Genomic DNA, 19018 nt, shown 5'->3' on the forward strand with positions numbered 1-19018 from the left:
CTCCTCCGATCCCCAATTAAGGCTAAGCAGAATGGCGAGGCGATTCAAGTTAAAACTGACAGGATGGTTCTGATTCCGCCCTGTCCTGGGTGGCTACTCGCGCGGAGCAATGCCCAACGCCCGCATCTTCTTATAGAGGTTGCTGCGCTCCAGCCCGAGCAGTTCCGCAGTCCGGCTGACATTCCCACTGGATTCATCCAGTTTCTTGAGGATGTAATCGCGCTCGGCTGCCTGCCGGACCTCCAGCAGACTCGCTGTGCGGTCCGACGGCTTCGGCGTTACGCGCCGCGTGACCGGCAGGGGAATGTGGCGTGCATCGATCCGCACCTGCGGATACATGATCACGATGCGCTCCATCAGGTTCTTGAGCTCCCGGACATTGCCCGGCCACGAATACTCCGCCAGCGCCGAATATGCTTCGGGCGTGAGTTCCTTCCCCTTGCGGCCGTAGGCCGAGGTGAACTCGTTCAGGAAATGCTCGGCCAGCAAGGGGATGTCCTCGATGCGCTCCCTCAGCGGCGGAACCTCGAACGGAATCACATTGAGCCGGTAGAACAGATCCTCGCGGAAGTTGCCCCGCTCGATCTCTTCCTCCAGGTTCTTGTTCGTTGCCGCGATGAGGCGCACATCCACCTGGATCTGCTCGGCCGAACCCACAGGTTCAAAGCGCTGCTCATCCAGCACGCGCATGACCTTCGCCTGGGTTTTCAGGCTCATGTCACCCACTTCGTCCAGGAAGAGGGTGCCACCGTCGGCCTTCTCCAACTTGCCGATCTTGTCGCCGTCCATGCCGGCAATGCTGCCCTTGCGATGGCCAAACAATTCACTCTCGATCAGCTCTTCCGGAATGGCGGCGCAGTTCAATTCGACAAACGGCTGATCGGCGCGGGCGCTCTCAGCGTGGATCGCATGGGCCACCAGCTCTTTGCCCGTGCCGCTCTCCCCATATATAAGGACCCGCCCGTTCGTCGCCGCCATCAGCAGGATCTGCTGGCGCAGCGCCTTCATCGGAACGCTTTCGCCGAAGATCCGCAGCCGGCTGCGGCTGGTGTCCTTGATCTCACGCAGTTGCAGTTGCATGCGCCGCTGCTCCAACGCGTTGTTCAACACGACCATGACCTTCTCGATCGTGAGCGGCTTTTCCAGGAAATCGAACGCGCCCAGTTTGGTAGCCCGGACCGCCGACTCAATGCTCCCATGGCCCGAAATCATAATGACGGCCGGCAACGCCGCATGCGATGCGCTCTTCACCCGCTGCAGCACTTCCAGCCCGTCCATGCCAGGCAGCCACACATCCAGCAACACCGCCTCGTAGGCGCCGTTGAGAATCTCCTCGACCGCCATCTCGCCTGTAGGCACGGCCTGGACCTCGAATCCTTCGTCCTCAAGGACGCCCCTGAGTGACTCGCGGATTCCAGGTTCGTCGTCGACGATCAGCACCTGGGTGGGCTTCATGCACGCACCTCTGCCGGCCGGGCGTCAAACTCAGCGGACGCGATGGCCGGTATTTCGATGATAAAGCGTGCACCCACCGGATTGTTGTCTTCCACACGGATCCGCGCGCGGTGTTCGGCCACAATATGGCTGACAATGGCCAAGCCGAGCCCCGTGCCGCGCTGTTTGGTGCTGAAGTACGGCAGAAACAGCTTCTCCTTGTCGTCGGTCGTAATGCCGCAGCCGGTGTCGGCAATCACCAGTTCGACCACTTCCGGCGAGGCGGCATGCGTCTCGATAAAGAGGTGGCGCAGCGGCGACTCCGCCATGGCCTCGGCTGCATTGTCGACCAGATTCACGATCACACGCTTAAACTGGTCGCGGTCCAACGCCACCATGGGCAGCAACGACGAAAGCGACACATGGATCGAGATATCCTCCAACCGGCCGTGGAATACCGCCAGACCTTCTTCCACCACGGCGTTCAGGTCGGCCGGAGCCGGGTGCGCCGACGGGAACCGGGCAAAGCGCGCAAACTCGTCCACCAGCGTTTTGACGCTCTCCACCTCCCGGCCGATCGTTGCGCAGCACTCGCTGACGATCCGCCGCACCTCGGGCGGAGCCGCGGTCTTGTCCAACTGCCTCAGAATGCGTTCGGAACTGAGCGCGATCGGCGTCAGCGGGTTTTTCAGCTCATGCGCGATCCGCCGCGCCACCTCGTGCCAGGCCGCCGCCCGCTGTGCGCGCATCAACTCGCTCGTATCTTCGACCACCACCACAAAGCCGCTGGTGACGCTCGCCTCCAGGGCGGCCGCCGTGACCGAGAAATGGCGGACTCCGTCTTCTGTCCGGATCTCTACCTGGCGGTCGGCTGTCCCCGTGCGGCGCGCCCGCTTCAGCAGCCGGGAGAACTCTTCCTGCCGGTCCCGCGGCAACAATTCCATCAGCTTGCGCCCGGGCTGTACCCGGCCGTCCGGAAAGATGCGCAGCAGCGCCCCATTCACCAGTTGCACCGTGCCGTCATGCGTCAGCGAGAAAACACCCGTCGGGATGCTCTGGAGCACCGCCTCGATAAACCGCCGCCGCCGCTCCAGTTCATCCTGGTTCGCCTGCAGGTCCTGGGTCATCTCGTTGAAGGCACGGACCAGCGAGGCCAATTCGTCGGTTGCCTCCACCTTTACCCGATATGACAGATTACCGCCGCGCACCGCGCGCGCCGCCTCCAGCAGGGCCGCCACCGGGGAAGAAATTTGTCGCGCCAGGAACAGCGCCACCCACACCGCTATAAATAGGATAAAGATCGTAATCAGCACCAGAAGTTGCAGATAGAAGCGGCGCGTCTCCTTTCGGCCTGACGCCAGCCGGTCGTAGTCGCTCACCTGCTGGTCCATCTCCTTCTTCCTCTGCACCAGGTCGAGTGGCAGACGCGCCTCAATCACCACGTCACCCACCCCATCGATGGGAGCCGTGGCTCTCACCGGTCCGCCCTTCTCCGGTTTCTCGCCTTTGGGGTCAGGATTGGTCTGGCAGATGGAGATCTGGCCGCCGTCCGAGCGATGCACATACGCCCGGTCAGCTCCGGCGAGATCGCACACCGAGGCGAAGAACTCGGCCGGCACGTGTCCGGTCTTCAGGAAGGAACGCAGGTCTTCACTATCGGCCACCCAGCGGGCCGAAGCCTGCAGCCGCCCGCTCGCCTCCCGATCGATCACGGCGCTGATCTCCTGCATGTTCAGCTTCATGATCTCGGCCGGCCGGCTGAACCATTTGTCGAGATTGCGATTGAGTACGGAGATGCTCCACAGGACGAGGAAGATGGTGGGCAGAAACGTCAGGCTGAGTGCGCCCACCAGCATCTTGGTGCGGATGCGCGAACCTTCCACTCCGGCGCGCCGGGCGAAGTACAGTTTCACCGCGTCGCGGAACAGCATGAACGCCAGCAGCACCGTGAGCAGGAACGTGAGGGTCGACAGCCCCCAGAAGACATACGTCTGCTCCGGGGTCGAGGGGCCGTAATCGCCCACCGTGAACGACCCTTGCAGGACGACGAGGTAGATCAGGATGGAAAGCACCACTAAGCCGGCGCCGAACCGTACCCGCTGTCTCATGTGCCTATTCTGCCATTTCGGACTTGACGAGTTGCCTCAAATATCTGAGCCTTGCACAAACAAAACCGGCTTCCGTCCGTTGGGAGGGAAGCCGGTTTGATGCGGGCGTACCCGCGCTTAACTGGAACGCTTCTCTAGAAGATGAAGCGCAGGCCCAGGCGGATCTCTCTGGGGCTCTGGTAAGCGAGAGGCAGCTGGTAGATCGGGCTGTAACGGGCGTTGGTCGATTTCCCAGTGATCTTGTTGATGTTCTGCGGATTGACGTAGTCGCTCAGCTTGTAGCCGCCGAAGAACTGGCTCAGGGGCAGTTCCGCCGCGGTGATGGCCGCGCTGCGGTTGATCTGCTGCTGAACGTTGGTCACCGCCGCCTGGTTGAACAGGTTGATCGCATTCGCTTCCAGGCGCAACCTGGACCGCTCGGTCAGCGGGATTTCGTGCGAAACCTGCATGTCGGTCTGCGTGTAGAACGGCGTCCGGCCCATGTCGCCGCGACCGTTGGTATAGGTCGGCGCCGACTGGTAGATCACCGACGTCGACAACGGCGTGCCGCTGTAGGCGTACTGGCTCAAACCGAAGATCGTCGAGCCTGCACGCGTCTTCAGGTCGTAGCTCGTGAACACCTTGAAGGTGTGCGGACGGTCCGTTGCCAGGCGTCCAAACACATTCTGCTGGCTGCCGCTGCCATCGAAGTAGTAGTACGGCAGGTCGAACGCGCGATCGTTGTTCGGGTTCGAACGGCCGTTTTCATCCGAGTTGGCCAGGCCGGCGTAGTTGCCGTACAGGCGGCTGTAAGTGTACGAAGCATTCATCTGGATCCCGCGCGCTACGCGGCCGCGTACGCTGAGTTCCACGCCATCATAGTCTCGGGTCGCCTGCGGAACCAGAAACTCCTTGCCGTTCGGGGTCTTCTGTCCGTAAACGGAACTGGTGTCGCGGGTCAGACCGCGGCCCGGGTTGCCGATCAGGTAGACTTCGTTGTCTTCCGCATCCAGCACGCCGATGTCGTCGATCGAATTGATCAGGCGCTTGCGCGTGTAGCGGATGCCGCCAACCATCTTGTCACTCAGTTGGTGATCCAGGTTGAAGAAGAGCTCCTTCGTCTGGTACGGCTTCATGTTCGGATCGTTTCCATCAATGACGCCGGCCGAGTTGATCGGCAAGGTGCGGTTGTCGTAGCTGATGATCTGGGTGCCCAACACGCCAGGGTTTCCTTTGGCCAGGTTCTGCACGTTCGGATCATTCAACTGGTAAACGTGGGTAACCCAGAACTCGCCGCCGAAGGAGCCGCGAGCCAGGTTGAACTTCATAACGTCAAACACAGAGGCGTAGCCGCCGCTGAGCTTCCACTTGCCGTCGCCCAGGACGTCCCAGGCCACGCCGATACGAGGAGCCACCTTGTCGCCCCAGCCGAACGAAATCGGGTTGGCAATCTTCACGCCAGCCTGTTCCTTTTTGTAGGGAGGCAGGAACTCGTTCTCCAGACGGATACCCAGGTTGACAGTGACGCGGGAATGAATGCGCCACGCATCCTGTACGTAGAAGCCCATGTTGCGGCCATTCACGTTGGAGTTCAGGCGGACCCCGTCTTCCCAGGTGTAATAGCCATAAGTGCCGGTGGCCTGGTTGATGCTGCCGCGGCTGTACTTTTCACCCCAGTAGATGAGGAAGCGGCCGTTTGTGTAGTCGGTGGCCACATCGTTCGACTGGCGGTTCAAGGCGAAACCAAACTTCACCGAGTGCTGGCCCTTGGCTTCGAAGATCTTCGTGGCGTCGACATAGACGTTGTTACGCGTCGTGATGTCGCGAGCCGTGGCCAGCGTCGAGCTTGAACTCGAGAAGCCATTGGAACCCGCCACACCGGAGGGCACTGGCACAGGAGAGGATGCTGACGCTGTCTGATAGGTGTAATAGGGAACACCCGGCAGACCGTAGTTCGAGGACTTGGCGTTCTCGTACTTGTAACCATAACGGGCCGTGACCAGGAATTTGGGGGTGACCGTGTAGGTCGCCGAAGCCGTGAAGGCCTGGGTTGGCGCCCAACCGCCGGTCACCGTCAGGTCGTTCGACGGCGGAGCGCGACGGATGTCGGTGGAGGGCAGCGTGCCCGACAGGCGGTAGGGAGACCACAGCCAGGAGGTGTTGATGTTCAGCTTGGAGGTCGCCGAATAGTCAACGCGCGCGATCGAATAGTGCTGGATCTGCTCCTGGTTGTACTGACGCGTGCCGAGTGTCTTGTTCGCGGTCACCGGGTTCGAGGCTGCGTCGTAGTGGTTCGTGCGCATATTCCGGATGAACTCCGGCATGTAGCCCACAAAGAAGTAGATGCGGTCCTTCAGGATCGGGCCACCAAAGGTGAAGCCGGGGTACTGTTTGCGATAGGTGTCTTCGGTAGGGGCAAAGAAATCGGCCACGTCGGCGTTCAGGGGAGACGTCTGCCACGCGCCGCGGGGCCGCGGGTTGAGCTGATTGCTGGTGAACTGGTAGTTGAGTTCCCCATGGTATTCATTGCTGCCGCTCTTGGTGGCCAGATTGACCACGCCGCCGGTCGCACCACCATACTCAGATTCAAAACCGCCGCTCTTCACCTGCACTTCGCGCAGGAACTCGAACGGGATGTTGGCGGAACCGCCCAGCGAGCCGTTCAGCGTGTTGCTGACTTCGACGCCGTCCAGAATAAAGACGTTTTCAGAGCCGCTGGCGCCGTCGACGGAGATACCGCCGACACCGGCGGAACCGGACTTGGATTCCAGGCGCACGCCCGGGGCCATGGCAAGAAGGCTATTGAAGTTGCGCGACTTGGGCAGCTCAACGACTTGGTCGGAAGTGATGTTGGTTGAGGTACGGCTGCTGGTGACGTCCAGCGAAATCGCGGTTTCCGTGACTTCCACGGTCTGGGAAACCGTGCCGACACCCAACTTCGGGGTCAGCGTGATCTTCGCACCGAGGGTGACTCGGATGTTCACCTGCTTCGACGTGGTGAAGCCGGTTTTCGTAATGGTGATGGAGTACACGCCAGGCGGCAGACTCGGGAAAGCAAAGTACCCGGCTCCGTCCGATACGGTTTCCAGGTCTCTCGGCAGAATTGGCGCCGAAGCCACCAGTTTCGCGGCTGGCACTGCGGCACCAGTCTCGTCAAGCACCGTGCCGTCGATCCGGCCCGAGTTTTCCTGAGCGAAGAGAGCGCCCGTTAACCCCAACAGAACTGCGAGCAGGAGAACACACGTCCTCACTGCCGCAAAACTACGCTTAAGCATACAGATCTCCCTTTCCTTTGCTAAGCACCCTGGTTAAGTGGTGCTGCGCGATGCCTCAAAGCCCACTCCTTGGTGAGGAGGATTTTGCAAGAGTAAAATACGGCATCCCTGTATGTCAATGAAGAATTTACAAATAGCCTCAATTGTATTAATTCTATCGACATCGGGTACATTGCTTCGGTGTCGTATTCCGCCGCAAAACTGCCCCGTTGCCTCGGCGGCGTGCCACCAGCCGCAGGGGGTGCTGATACGCCTGCAACGCGACCAAGTAACTCCAAGTGTTTGAGTTACCTGCCTGTCACTGTCGCTGGCCGCTCGCGGGGCGAAAGGACCTGCCGGTCCGGTCCCCACTGCAGCCAACTGGATTCCAGTTACAAGTTTTCCCTTTGAAACATTTATGTGTAGATTGCAGGGATTTGCTCGAAAGATAGGTTGTCTGGATAAATCACTACACTTCCGTCTGGAGACGCACTCGAGATTTTGAAGCAGATACGCAGAAGCTCAGCGGCGAGCACCTGTCTGGCCGGTGTAACGGAGGCGAATATCTGATTTTTGATGCGAACTTCAACGGTTTTGAGAGCCAGATCGTTCGATTGGGGCGAAGCGAAGGCGAACTTGCAGTGAATCTCCGATTGGTTTGTTTACTTTTGTTTCGTTACACTTGCAAAGTTACGGTCTTGAAACCGCGGATGCCCGGCAACGGGTGGGGAAGTTAAGAACATCAGATCCGCGTATGCTCAATTTGATGGCTTGATAAGCTCCCGTGATGTTACAATCAACACATTGACGTGTGATCTCTGTTTGGGGAGTTTAGGAGTGCTTTGGATGATAGCTTCTCCGGGGGGTTTACCAACCGTCCGAAGAGCTCGAAATCGAGTTGGAGCAACTCCTGCGACCAGGTTGCAGGTGGCCATTCACACTAGTTGTGACCCGACCACTCCAAGCGCCAAAACGCCACCCTGCCCCAACTACGAAGCAAATCTCCCGGTCCCGATCGGACGCTCCCAGCAGAGTTTCACAGTCTCGTTCCAGGCCCACGTTGGTTTATGGACTCGGCGGGGTGAAATCGTTCGGGAGTAGCCAATCAACCTAATTTTGGGAGGTTTCAGTGTTAAGTAAACTAATCAAATGCTTCAGGGGCTCAAAAAGCCTCTTAACCGTGTGCCTGGCTCTAGTCACCTTGCTGGCAGGCATTGCGGTCGGTCAGGAGACCACTGGCACTATCGCCGGACAGGTGACCGATGCCTCCGGCTCAGCAGTTCCTAACGCCAAGGTCGAAGTAACCGGCCCTTCTCTTCCGCGTCCCATCGTAGTTAATTCGGACGCGACCGGCCAATACCAAATCAGCCAGATTCCTGCCGGTATCTATACGGTGAGTGGCACGGCTCAAGGGTTCTCTATGGTCAAGAAGAACTCGGTCCCCGTGAACCTGGGCCGTACAACCCGCCTCGACTTCAAGATGGAAGTCGGACAAGTCACTGAGAGTGTTGTGGTTAGCGCGGACGCCGTCCTCGTCGACACGAACTCCAGCTCTTCGGCGGTCGTGGTTGACAGAACATTCTTTGACACCCTGCCCAAGGGCCGCGGCTTTGACAGCCTGGTTGCCCTGGCTCCCGGCGCCCGCAACGAAGGCAAGGGCGGCGGCTATCAGGTGGACGGTTCCTCCGGTTCCGAAAACACGTTCTATCTCGAAGGTCTCGAAGTCGGAAACGTGCAAAACGGCACCCTGGATAAGCGGAATCAGATCCCGATGGAAATGATCCAGCAGGTGCAGGTGAAGAATGGTGTCATGGAAGCCCAGTACGGCGGCGCCATGGGCGGCGTGGTCAACGCGGTCCTCCGCAGCGGCTCCAATGACATTCACGGCTTCGCCGGCTTCTACTTCAACAACTCGGCCATGCAGGCCCGTCCGCGGCCGACTCTCCAGTTGGATCCGACCAGCGGCAGTGACGACACCTACCGGTATTTCAATCGCAGCGACAAGCAGGTCGACCAGTTCACCACCTGGAATCCGACGTTCAATCTCGCTGGCCCCATCCTGCGGAACCGCCTGTTCTTCTTCGCCGGCTTCAGCCCGACGACGACGAACACCGATCGGTATGTCGTTTTCAATGACGGCCACACCGGTAACTACCACCGCAAGGAATTCAATCAGAACACGATCGGGAAGCTCGACGCAGTGCCATTCGGCAAGCTGCGGCTCAACGCGACCTGGATCTGGAATCCCAGTTACGGCCGCGGCAACCTGCCGGCCGCCGATGGCACCAGTTCGTTCACCAGCCCTTACTCCGGCCTCGGCAATTATAGCCCCGGAAACGTTCTCTCCGGCCAGGCCGACTACATTGTTAGCAGCAAGTTGATCCTGTCGTTCCGCGGCGGCTACAACTACAGCAACAACAACACCGACTATGGGTTGCCCAGCTTCACGTCGATCTACTACTCGGGCGACTCGACTACCGTTCCGCCCGCCGATCTGCGGGCGCCGAATGGTTACATCCAGAACCCCACGACGAAGGTCGTGTTCGACATCTACAAGCGCACCAATCTGAACGCCGATGCGTCCTACACCTTCAGCTTCGGTGGCCAGCATACGCTCAAGGGCGGCTGGCAGGCGAACCTCCTGTCCAACTCCGTCAATCGCAGCGATTGGGCCAACGGCTACTACCGTTACTACTGGAACAACAAGTGGACCTGTATCACCAACCAGTGCTCTGGCGCGCAAACCGGTACCCTCGGTTTCTACCGCTATCGCCAGATTGGTACTTATGGCGACGCTTCCAGCACCAACCACGCGATCTTCCTGCAGGACAACTGGCGCGTAAACAAGCACCTCTCCCTGAACCTCGGCATCCGTACCGAACGCGAATACCTCCCCAGTTTCTCGGTGGCCGGCCAGACGACAGCCGCTCCGCCCATCGAATTCTCCTGGGGCAAGAAGTTCTCCCCTCGCGTCGGCGCCTCCTGGGATCCCAAGGGTGACGGCAAGATGCGCGTCTACGGTTCGTTCGGCTACTTCTACGACATCATGAAGTACGAAATGCCTCGCGGCAGCTTCGGTGGTGACGTGTGGCTGGAGTACTACTACTCCCTCGACGATGCGAATGTGGTCAGAACCAATACCGGCATCCCGGCCGATCCGCGCAAGCTGCCCGGCAAGCTGTTCGAAGTCGTGAATTGGCGCATTCCGTCCAACGACCCCTCGGCCCAGTTGATCGACCCCGATCTCAAGCCGATGAAACAGCGCATGATGGATTTCGGTGTCGAATACAGCATCAACCCGATGCTCGTCGGCGCCGTCCGCTACACCAACCGCCGCCTCATCCGGACCATCGAAGATACCGGCTACATCGGCGAAGATGGCGAAACCTACCTCATTGCCAACCCGGGCTATGGCGTCACCGCCAGCGCCGCCAATTGGCTGAAGTGGATGGGCCCCGGCATCCCGACGTCGCCGAAAGCCCAGCGCGACTACGACGCCGTTGAGTTCCGCCTCGACAAGCGTTTCGCCCGCAGCTACAACTTCACGGCCAGCTACACCTGGAGCCGCCTCTACGGCAACTACAGCGGTCTGGCCAGCTCTGACGAAAACGGCCGCACCAGCCCGAACGTCAACCGCTACTACGATCAGCCCTGGGTCGGCATCGATCAGTCCGGCAAGTACAGCTACGGCCGCCTGGCTACCGATCGCCCGCATACCTTCAAGTTCTTCGGCACCTACAGCGCGAAGAGCAAGCTCGGTACCACCACCTTCGCTCCGAACATCCAACTCTATTCGGGTGTTCCGCTCACGACTGAAGTCAACGTTGTGTCCACCACCCCGGCGTTCCCCTACGGCCGTGGCGACCTGGGCCGCACGCCCGTGTTCTACAACTTTGACATCAACCTGATGCACGAGATCACCCCGTTCAAGAGCCATGAAGCGCTGAAGGCCCGTTTCGAACTCGCGGTCTTCAACCTCTTCAACAGCTCCATCGTGACCGACAAGAATAAGACTCTCCTTCACGAGAACGACGGGCAGATCGGCTTCGATGACTACGCGGACGTGTTCAAGGGCTTCAACGCCCTGCAACTGATGAAGACCCAGGATCTCCGCACCAACCCGATGTACGGCTTGGCCAGCGCTTTCCAGTCTCCTCGTCAGCTTCGTCTGCAGGTTTCTTTCCTCTTCTAACCGATCAGGAATCAGAACTAATCCAGCAAGGCGGCGCCCACCGGCGCCGCCTTTGCTTTTTCCGACTAGAAAGTCAGCCGGAACGTCAACCGCATGCTCCGCGGATTCTGCCACCCGTACGGCATCCCATACAGGCTGTTCAACGTCCTCGATTGCGAGTTCGCTGCTCCGATATAGTCATACCCCTTCGACATCAGGGCCCCGTAATCAAAGCCCGACTGGTTGATCTGCGTCGGAGTGCAATTCGTCCCCGCCGTTCCGCATTGCGCCGGATTCAGCCCCGATGTGCTGATCAGGTTCTGATTCACCAGCGTCACGCTCTTCTGGTTGAACAGGTTGAAGATCTCAACCCCGACCCGCGCCTTCATCTTCTCGTTCGACTTGCTCACATTGAAGTCCTGCGAGAAGCTCAGGTCCGACTGGCTGAAGATCGGCGTTCTTTTCGAACTCACCCCACTCGCCGACCAGTCGCCCGTCGTCGCATCGCGCGTTACGTTCACGAAATTCCCGCGCCCTTCGACAAACACTGGAGCGCCCCACACGCTGATATAGCTGCTGAGCGGTGTGCCCGAGTAGATCTGCTGGAACCCGCCGATCATTGCGTTCACCTTCCACCACCGCAGGTTGTAGTAGCCATACCCCTTAAAGGTGTGCGGACGATCTGTGGCCAGCGGACCATTGGCTACATTGCCGTGCGCGTCAAACTGCATGAACGGCTCGTCGAAAGCCCGGTCGCTGTTCGCGGCGTTCCGTCCGCCGCCGCCGTCACTCACATCCGTGGCCGTCAGGCCGCTGTAGTTGCCGTACAGCCGGCTGTACGTGTACGAAACCGAACCTGTGAAGTTGGAACTCATCCGCTTCGTCAGGCGGAATTCGATCCCGTCATAGTTGCGGATTGCCTTCGGGTTCGGCGGACAGCCATTACAGTCCTGCACGCTCTGGTTCACGCCATAGCCCGGATTCACGATGTAGTAGACCTCGCCGTTCTGCGTGATCGTCCCCGCGTCCTCAATCGTCCGGTCCAGCCGCTTTCGCGAGTACCGCGGCTCGAACACCAGCGAGGGGGTGATTTCCCATGCGGCGCCGAAGACCATCTCGTGCTGCTTCATCGGACTGAGGTTCGGATCGACCAGGCCCGTTGATCCCAGCGAACCCACCTGGTTCGGATCGTTTGCCGGCTCGCGGTAATCGAAGTTCTCGATGAACCGCAGCCCGTTGGCCGGGAAGTTGCCCACCGCCGGAGTGGCGCCGCCGCCCAGCGGACAGTAATGCCCCTGCGCATCCCGCTGCGGCAGGATCTGCGTGAAGTTTGGAGTGTCCAGCGCGTACACGCAGTCGTGCCAGTAGTCGCCGCCGAAGCTGCCGCGCGGCAGTTGGTATTTCATGATGTCGAAGAAGTAGCCGAAGCTGCCGTAAACCTTCAGCTTGCCCTTGCCGGTCACGTCATAGGCGGCGCCCAGTCGCGGCGCCACCTTCTGGCCCCAGCCGAAATTGATGCCCTGGAAGCCGGGCAACGAGTTGTAGGAGGGCAGGCTCTCTTTGTCGAGCCGCACGCCCACGTTCACTGTCAGCCGCGGCCCGATCGTCCACGCATCCTGCGCGTATAACGCATGATTCCAGCCGCCCACCTTGCCTGCCGTACCCAGGTCGCGCAGGTTCACCGTACCCCACAAGCCCTGGCATGAACTGCCATCGGCCGCTCCGCCCGGTTGCCCGTACAGGCTCTGGTTCTGGGCGATGATGCCCTGGCATCGCGCGATGCCGTTCGTGGTCTGCGGTCCATAGGGCACGTTGTACGCGACAAAGACGTCCGCCGAGTTGTAGCCGCTGATCGTATTGTTCGTGCCGTGGTTGAAGGTGTAACCGAACTTCAGGTTGTGCGTGCCGAAGCCCCGCTTGAACCACGCCAGGTCCTGGCTGAAGTTGTACTTCTTCCACTGGTCGAACACGGTCTGCGTGTTGTTCCCGATGTTCGTCCAGCCCGTCGAGTTCACATATTGCGACGGCAGCAGCGTTCCATCCAGCGCCTTCGTAGTCGCCAGCGCCGGAGCGTTGCCTGTGCTGTACGGATAGTTGGTGTCGCGGTAGATATACTTCAACCCACTGGCCAACCCGCGGTCCTGATAGTCGTAGTAGAAATACCCAAACCGCGAGGTCAGCACCAGGTTCGGCGTCAGGGTGATGTCCGCGCCCGAGCTGTAAATCACGTTCGGAGCCACATAGCCGATGCCGTTGTTCCAGTTGTCCGGATTCGTCGTCGAGTTCGAATTGAACTGGCTGCTCAGGTCGTCGGCCTGGGGCAGGGAAGTGCCGGTGCCCTTCGCATACGAGTACGACCACGATCCATACAGCCGGATCTTCTGCGTCGCCAGATAGTCCAGCCTCCCCGTCGAGTAGTAGGTGTCAATGTTGCGGTTGAACGTCCGCAGGCCAGGAGTACCTGAAGCCGCCGCGAAGTTCACAGTCCGTCCCAGAACCTGATACTCGGGCGCGCCGGAGGCGAAGAACCACAGCCGGTCTTTCACCAGATATCCGCCCAGCGTGAAACCAGGTGTCACTGTGCGGTAATGATCCTGCGCCGGCTGATAGGTCTCAGCGGGCTGGTCCAACCGCTTCGCGCCATTGGCGTTTGTCGGCACCAGCGGGTTCTTGATCAGTGTCGGATTCGGTCCGACATCCAGGCCGGAGCCCGAGTAATACGTGAACAGGCTGCCTGTGAACTGGTTGGATCCGCGCTTCGAGATGACGTTGACCACGCCACCCAGCGCGCCCCCATACTCCGCCTCAAAACCGCTCGTCTTCACCTGCACTTCCTGGATGAAGTCCATCGGGACGTTCGCGGCCGAATGACCATCGAACAACGAAGCCGTCTCCATGCCTTCCACCAGGTAGGCGTTTTCCGAATTGCTCGCGCCGTCGATCTGGTAGCCGGCCTGCAACGGTTCGCTGCGCGCCCCCGGCGCGAACTGAATCACGCTCTGGAACGACCGCGATTGTGTCGGCACGTTGGCCAGAATGTTGCTGCCGATATTGGTCTGCACCTTGCTCTGGCTGACGTCGATGGTCACCGCATCGGCCGCGACCTCCACCACCTCGGCGGTCGAACCTACCTCCAGCACGATGTCGAGCGAAGGCAATCGGCCCACTTCCAGCGCAATGTTCTCTCTCCGGTACCCGCGGAATCCGGAGGTCGTCACCGAGACCGAGTACAAACCCGGCGGCAGGTTGGCGAACCGGAAGTAGCCGCCCTGGTCGGTCTCCTGCTTCTTGACCCCGATCAGCGCGGGGCTCCTGACTTCCACGGCCGCGTTGACGATGACAGCGCCGCTTGGATCCTTAACGGTCCCTTGCAGGCCGCCCATGGTCTCCTGCGCAACGGCGCCCATAGACAATAGAGAGAGTGAGAGCAACGTCCTGAGAAGGACGGCTCCAGATGGTCTTAGACCATCGTTGATTACGATGTTCTGTCCGTAGATCTTCCTATTCATTTCAACTCCCAGCGAAAATCCGGCGTAGCCAACGGATGCTTCGCGCGCCCAAAGCCCTCGAAACTCCAGGCGGCTGTTGATCCACTTGGAGTCCGCTGTCTTCATAATGCCGTTTACAGCTTCACATTTAAAGTGATTAATGTAACTCAAAAGGGCTATTGGCTCACCCTGGATAATTTGCAGGAAGAGTTCATCGGTGGAAGTAGATGGTTTATAAAACCTTTCAAATCAGTTGGTTATGTCGATTCATGGAGATGGAGCCAGGAAAGAGCAAGCTGGAGAGTCCTTGTCCGAAAGATTGGGAATATCGTTTTCCGCAATACTTATTGCTGATTCTGGCTGGTACGTAACAGAAGCAAGTAATTACAGTTGCGCCGCGATATCCAAAAGATTGGATAATTCTGGATGCTCTGTGCCAAAGTGAGTACGGCCGCCGGCTATTTCGATCAGGCCTGTGGCGTCCCGCTGCCATCCCAAACCAAAAGATCTACTGATTGCGGTGAATGATCGCAGTACAATGCGCTTGTCCAGGCCCGCCGGATCTTGACCTGCTCGCTCGAGCGCACCTATCCCCGATGACTCCGGAGCGCTGGGTGCTGTGACGATTGTTTGGCTCGGCCCGAATGGCTCAGTCGCCGGTATCGGCGATGTAGGCATCCACTTCGATCTCTACGAGTAGTCGCGAATCTACCAGGCCGCTGATCTGGACCATTGTCGCCACGGGCCGCACATGGCCCACCGCCTCGAAATGCGCCCGCCCGATGGCATCCTGGTGGCTGAGATGCGTGATGAACATCCGCGTCCGCACCACGTCGTCGAGGCTTGCGCCCGCCTGTTTCAGCGCCCGCCCAATCTTCTGGAAGACATACTGCGCCTGTTCATACGCGTCGTCCTCGCCCACGATCTCGCTGTTTTCGTCCACAGCCGTGGTCCCGGCCACCCAGACGTGCGCGCCCACCCGCACTGCCCGCGAGTAACCCACCACCGGTTCCCACTTGGCGCCAGAGGATATGTTGATTCTCTGCTCGCTCACGCCGCCTCCATCGCCAGGACGAACGCCCCGCTCAAACCCGGATACTCCAGTCCCGGCGGCACAATCGCCGGCAACGGCAGATAGCCCTGGCTCAGCTCTTCGGCCCGTGTCCGCACCAGGGGAAACAGGTGCCGTTGCCCCATGACGCCACCGCCCAGGACAATCACCTGCGGCGACACCACGCATGCCAGATTCACGCAAGCCTGCGCCAGGTAGTCGGCCTCAATCCGCCACGCCTCGTGCTCCGGTGGAAGTTCGTGGGCCGGTACGCCCCACCGTGCCTGCATCGCCGGACCGCTCGCCAGGCCTTCCAGGCAGTCGCCATGGAACGGACACACGCCCGCGAAATCAACCTTTTCTCCCGAGGCGCGCCGCACCAGCAGGTGTCCCATCTCGGGATGCATCAGGCCGTGCACCAGTTGCCCGCCCACCAGGGCTCCGCCGCCGATGCCGGTGCCTACGGTGATGTACACCAGGTTCTCCAGTCCCTTGCCCGCACCGCAGCGGGCTTCGCCCAGCGCCGCGCCGTTCACGTCGGTATCAAACCCGACCGGGACATTCAGCCCGCGCCGCAGAGCATCGCGAAGCGGAAAGTTCTGCCATGCCAATTTCGGAGTGTTCGTGATCGCGCCGCTGGCGAAGTCGATGGGCCCGAATGTCGCCACGCCCACGCCCTTCAGCGGACCCCGCTCCTGGAAGTACTGCACCACTTCCGCCAGGGTTTCCAACGGATTGTTGGAGGTCGAAAAACGCCGCACCTCGCGCGGCTGCAACGGATCATCGCCGACGGCCACGACAAACTTGGTCCCGCCTGCTTCCACGGCTCCGTACAAACTCATCCCTACAGTATGCCGCGACCGCCAGACCCTTGCCCGCGCCCGACTAGAACGACTCGCCCGAATCCGCCAGCAGGTTCATCACCGCGTCTCCACTGCGCCGGATCTCCTCCCGCGCCATGGCAACACTCCGCTGGCCCGCTGGAGCCCAGGGTTGCAGCATCCTCCGGAACTGCGCCATCCACTCGGCCGGATGATCGCTCTTCACCGGGGTGTCCCGCAGAAACCCGACATACGACGCCAGCGACGCGTTCAACAAGGCATCATCCGGCGCCACATCCAGCAGTTTCCGGTACAGGCCCGCCTTGCCCTGGAAGAACTCCATCGCGTCCTGTCCCTGTTCGGGGCGCCAGCCCTCCACACGGTGCAGCACGGCTGTGAATCGAGGCGTCCAGTCGTCAGCTTTGGCATCCGACGCCATGCGCAGTTCATTCAACGCCTGTCCGAGGTCCCGCGCTAAACCCTTCGCCGAAAGCGGTTCCGGCGCCTCGTCCGCCGGACATGGCTTCGCCTGCTGCACACCCACGAAGTATTTGTAGGCAGAGGCCAGCAGAGTGCCTTCCTGCGACCCTTGCACCAGCCCTTCCACTTCCTCGTCCAACTCCGGAACTGCCGCAAATGACCGCGGATCCGCGGGCGCCGACCGTAGGGCCGAGCCCAGCGCCGCGATCAACGCCGTCCGCTCCTTCTCGCCCGTTTCAAACTGCGCCACCAGCCGCACCGCACCCAGCAGTTGCCCAGGCGTCGACGACATCGCGATGATGTGTGCCAGGTACTGCGCCGGCCGCCCCTCCTCGCGCTGCTTCGTCGTGAAGCCGCGCCGTGCAATCGCCAGCGCCAGCCCGTAATACTCGTCCACCCGGGCCACCAGCAGGTCCGCACACGTAGCCTTTGGCGGCGCCGGGACCTGCATCGACAGCGCCATCTCCTGCGCCCGGGCCGGACTCAGGTTCATCATGGCCAGGACCGCCCGCACTTGTAGCCCCAGGCCATCCAGGTTCTGCAGGCTCGCCTCCTGCCGCTTTCCGGCCACCGAGTCGAACGAGACTTCCGCGCTAGCCCGCACCAGTGGATACGGCATGCTCGCTCGCGACGCCAGTTCGAACGCCTCCTCCAGCACCGCCATGCGCCGCTCTTTTGAGGGGATCCGTTCCGGTGTCGCCTGCTTCATCAGCAGCCAGGCCGCGATCTCCGGCGGAGCCTGCGCCGCCCGCTGCACCAGATCCTCCGGCGGACTCGCCGCCAGGCAAATCCCGGCGCAAGCCCCTGCCCACAGCAGCGCGCGCGCAATCACTATTTCTTCACCCTGGTCATCGCCTTCGTCACTGCCTCCTGGATCCGGGGCTCCACCTCTTCCGTGAATGGTCCAGGGTGCCCGTAATAAATCATGCTGTCCACCGCTTCATATCCGCCTTCCCGCAGCACACGCGCACTCGGGATGTAGCAGGCGACGTCGTTCGAATAGCCTGCCACCATCAGACGCTCTCCGGGGAACGTCCGTTGCACCCACAGCGAGTAGTCGATCACTACCTCGCCGCCCAGGGCCACCAGCGTGAATCCCTGGTCAAAGCGGATGATCTGCACCGGATACTGCAGAGTCCTCGGCGCCCGGCCCTCTTTGTAAAGGGCCAGCATCATAGCGGCTCGCCTCGATTTGAAGACGTTCTTGTCATTCAGTTCGTTAGTAAACTGCTCACTGGAGTGCGGAGCGAAGGGCAGCTCCACCATCTGGTATGCGCTCTTGATTCGCCCTGCTACCGCCTTCATCGGACTCTTCACGACCCGCGCCACTTCACTGCCCAGCGCCCCACCATGCCGCTCGGCAAACTCCAGTTTCGACCGCGGATTCGGATTCTGGTCCCCCGCGCACAGTTGTACAAACAGAGCGATTGCCCCAGGGAAGGTCTTCTCCACGGAAGACTGCGCATACCCCGCATAGTCGCCCGTAATTTCGTAAAACTCCGCCGTCAGCGTCGTGTTGTGGCAGGCATACCCGAACAACACCGCCCGCACCTGCCCGTTCGGCGCCAACACCCGCAGCACCGGCACCTTGTGATCCACTGGCCCATTCGGGTTCACGCCCAGCAGCACGCCCTTGTCCGTCACCACCCGCCGGTTCGTCGCAAAACCCGTTTCGCCGTAATCGAACGCCAGCGTCGCCGGCTGAATGTCGCCGAGCGCGGCCGCGATCACCGTCACCAGTTTGTCGCGCAGCGTATTCGCGTACTCTTCCACCACCCGCTTCTGTGCCGGCTCCTGCGCCCCCATCACCGACAGGTTGTTCCGCACCACCGGCCCCGTATGCGTGTGTGAGGAGTTGAAGACAATCTGGCTGCGCTCCAACTTGTACTTCTCAATCACCTGAGCCGAGACCACGTCCGTGATTGTCCTCGGCAGGCCAATCAGGTCGGTCGTCACAATTACAGCCGTTGTGCCCTTTGAATCCTGCAAAGCCAAGGCCTTCGCCCAGATGGGCGTAGCTCCTTCGCTCGGCTTGGTCCGCGCCGCGTACCCCGCCATCCAAATTGGACCTGAGGGTGTGATTTCCACCTTCGCGACCCCCGCTTTGGAGCTCGGAGCCGCAAATATATACGGTGAAGTACTGAATAAGGCGATCAGAAAGAGCGTAGGTTTCATATCAATGTAATGTTAGAATCCCTCTGTTCATGTGTGAGTCGGCGTTCCTGGAGTCGC

At 60.5% G+C, this 19018-nt stretch carries 9 protein-coding genes; 1 reads left to right on the top strand and 8 read right to left on the bottom strand.

Annotated features, from left to right (window positions below; genetic code table 11):
- Positions 1 to 93: 93 nt before the first annotated feature.
- The 3 genes from ACR9Y2_RS12560 to ACR9Y2_RS12570 all read right to left on the bottom strand — a co-directional run bounded on the left by ACR9Y2_RS12560 (position 94) and on the right by ACR9Y2_RS12570 (position 6796).
- Complete coding sequence (locus ACR9Y2_RS12560) at positions 94 to 1455, bottom strand: sigma-54-dependent transcriptional regulator (protein WP_435041647.1); 1362 nt, start codon at positions 1453 to 1455, stop codon at positions 94 to 96.
- Positions 1452 to 3542 carry a sensor histidine kinase gene (locus ACR9Y2_RS12565; protein WP_435041648.1) on the bottom strand — a complete coding sequence of 697 codons (2091 nt, stop codon included), beginning with the start codon at positions 3540 to 3542 and terminating at the stop codon, positions 1452 to 1454. The genes ACR9Y2_RS12560 and ACR9Y2_RS12565 overlap by 4 nt, the downstream gene beginning before the upstream one ends.
- 134 nt (positions 3543 to 3676) lie before the next feature.
- Positions 3677 to 6796 carry a carboxypeptidase regulatory-like domain-containing protein gene (locus tag ACR9Y2_RS12570; protein ID WP_435041649.1) on the bottom strand — a complete coding sequence of 1040 codons (3120 nt, stop codon included), beginning with the start codon at positions 6794 to 6796 and terminating at the stop codon, positions 3677 to 3679.
- 1159 nt (positions 6797 to 7955) lie between these two features.
- Between ACR9Y2_RS12570 and ACR9Y2_RS12575 the strand changes: the two genes are divergently transcribed.
- Positions 7956 to 10967 (top strand): TonB-dependent receptor, encoded by a 3012-nt coding sequence (locus ACR9Y2_RS12575; RefSeq protein WP_435041650.1) that lies wholly within the window; start codon positions 7956 to 7958, stop codon positions 10965 to 10967.
- 65 nt (positions 10968 to 11032) lie between these two features.
- Here the strand turns inward: ACR9Y2_RS12575 and ACR9Y2_RS12580 are convergent, their stop codons facing one another.
- The 5 genes from ACR9Y2_RS12580 to ACR9Y2_RS12600 form a co-directional block, all read right to left on the bottom strand.
- A complete protein-coding gene (locus ACR9Y2_RS12580) occupies positions 11033 to 14455 on the bottom strand; it encodes a carboxypeptidase regulatory-like domain-containing protein (RefSeq protein ID WP_435041651.1) in 3423 nt (1140 codons plus the stop codon).
- A gap of 628 nt (positions 14456 to 15083) precedes the next feature.
- The gene (locus ACR9Y2_RS12585; RefSeq protein WP_435041653.1) at positions 15084 to 15488 is read right to left on the bottom strand and encodes a RidA family protein; all 405 of its coding nucleotides are present in this window, start codon (positions 15486 to 15488) and stop codon (positions 15084 to 15086) included.
- Positions 15485 to 16327, bottom strand: coding sequence for an ROK family protein (locus ACR9Y2_RS12590; RefSeq protein ID WP_435041654.1), 843 nt, complete (start codon positions 16325 to 16327; stop codon positions 15485 to 15487). Before ACR9Y2_RS12590 ends, ACR9Y2_RS12585 begins: the two co-directional genes overlap by 4 nt.
- Before the next feature lie 43 nt (positions 16328 to 16370).
- Complete coding sequence (locus ACR9Y2_RS12595; RefSeq protein WP_435041656.1) at positions 16371 to 17618, bottom strand: hypothetical protein; 1248 nt, start codon at positions 17616 to 17618, stop codon at positions 16371 to 16373.
- Positions 17618 to 18961 (bottom strand): neutral/alkaline non-lysosomal ceramidase N-terminal domain-containing protein, encoded by a 1344-nt coding sequence (locus ACR9Y2_RS12600; protein ID WP_435041658.1) that lies wholly within the window; start codon positions 18959 to 18961, stop codon positions 17618 to 17620. The genes ACR9Y2_RS12595 and ACR9Y2_RS12600 overlap by 1 nt, the downstream gene beginning before the upstream one ends.
- Positions 18962 to 19018 lie beyond the last annotated feature (57 nt).

It is taken from the genome of Paludibaculum fermentans (genome assembly GCF_051172195.1).
Lineage (GTDB): Bacteria > Acidobacteriota > Terriglobia > Bryobacterales > Bryobacteraceae > Paludibaculum > Paludibaculum fermentans_A.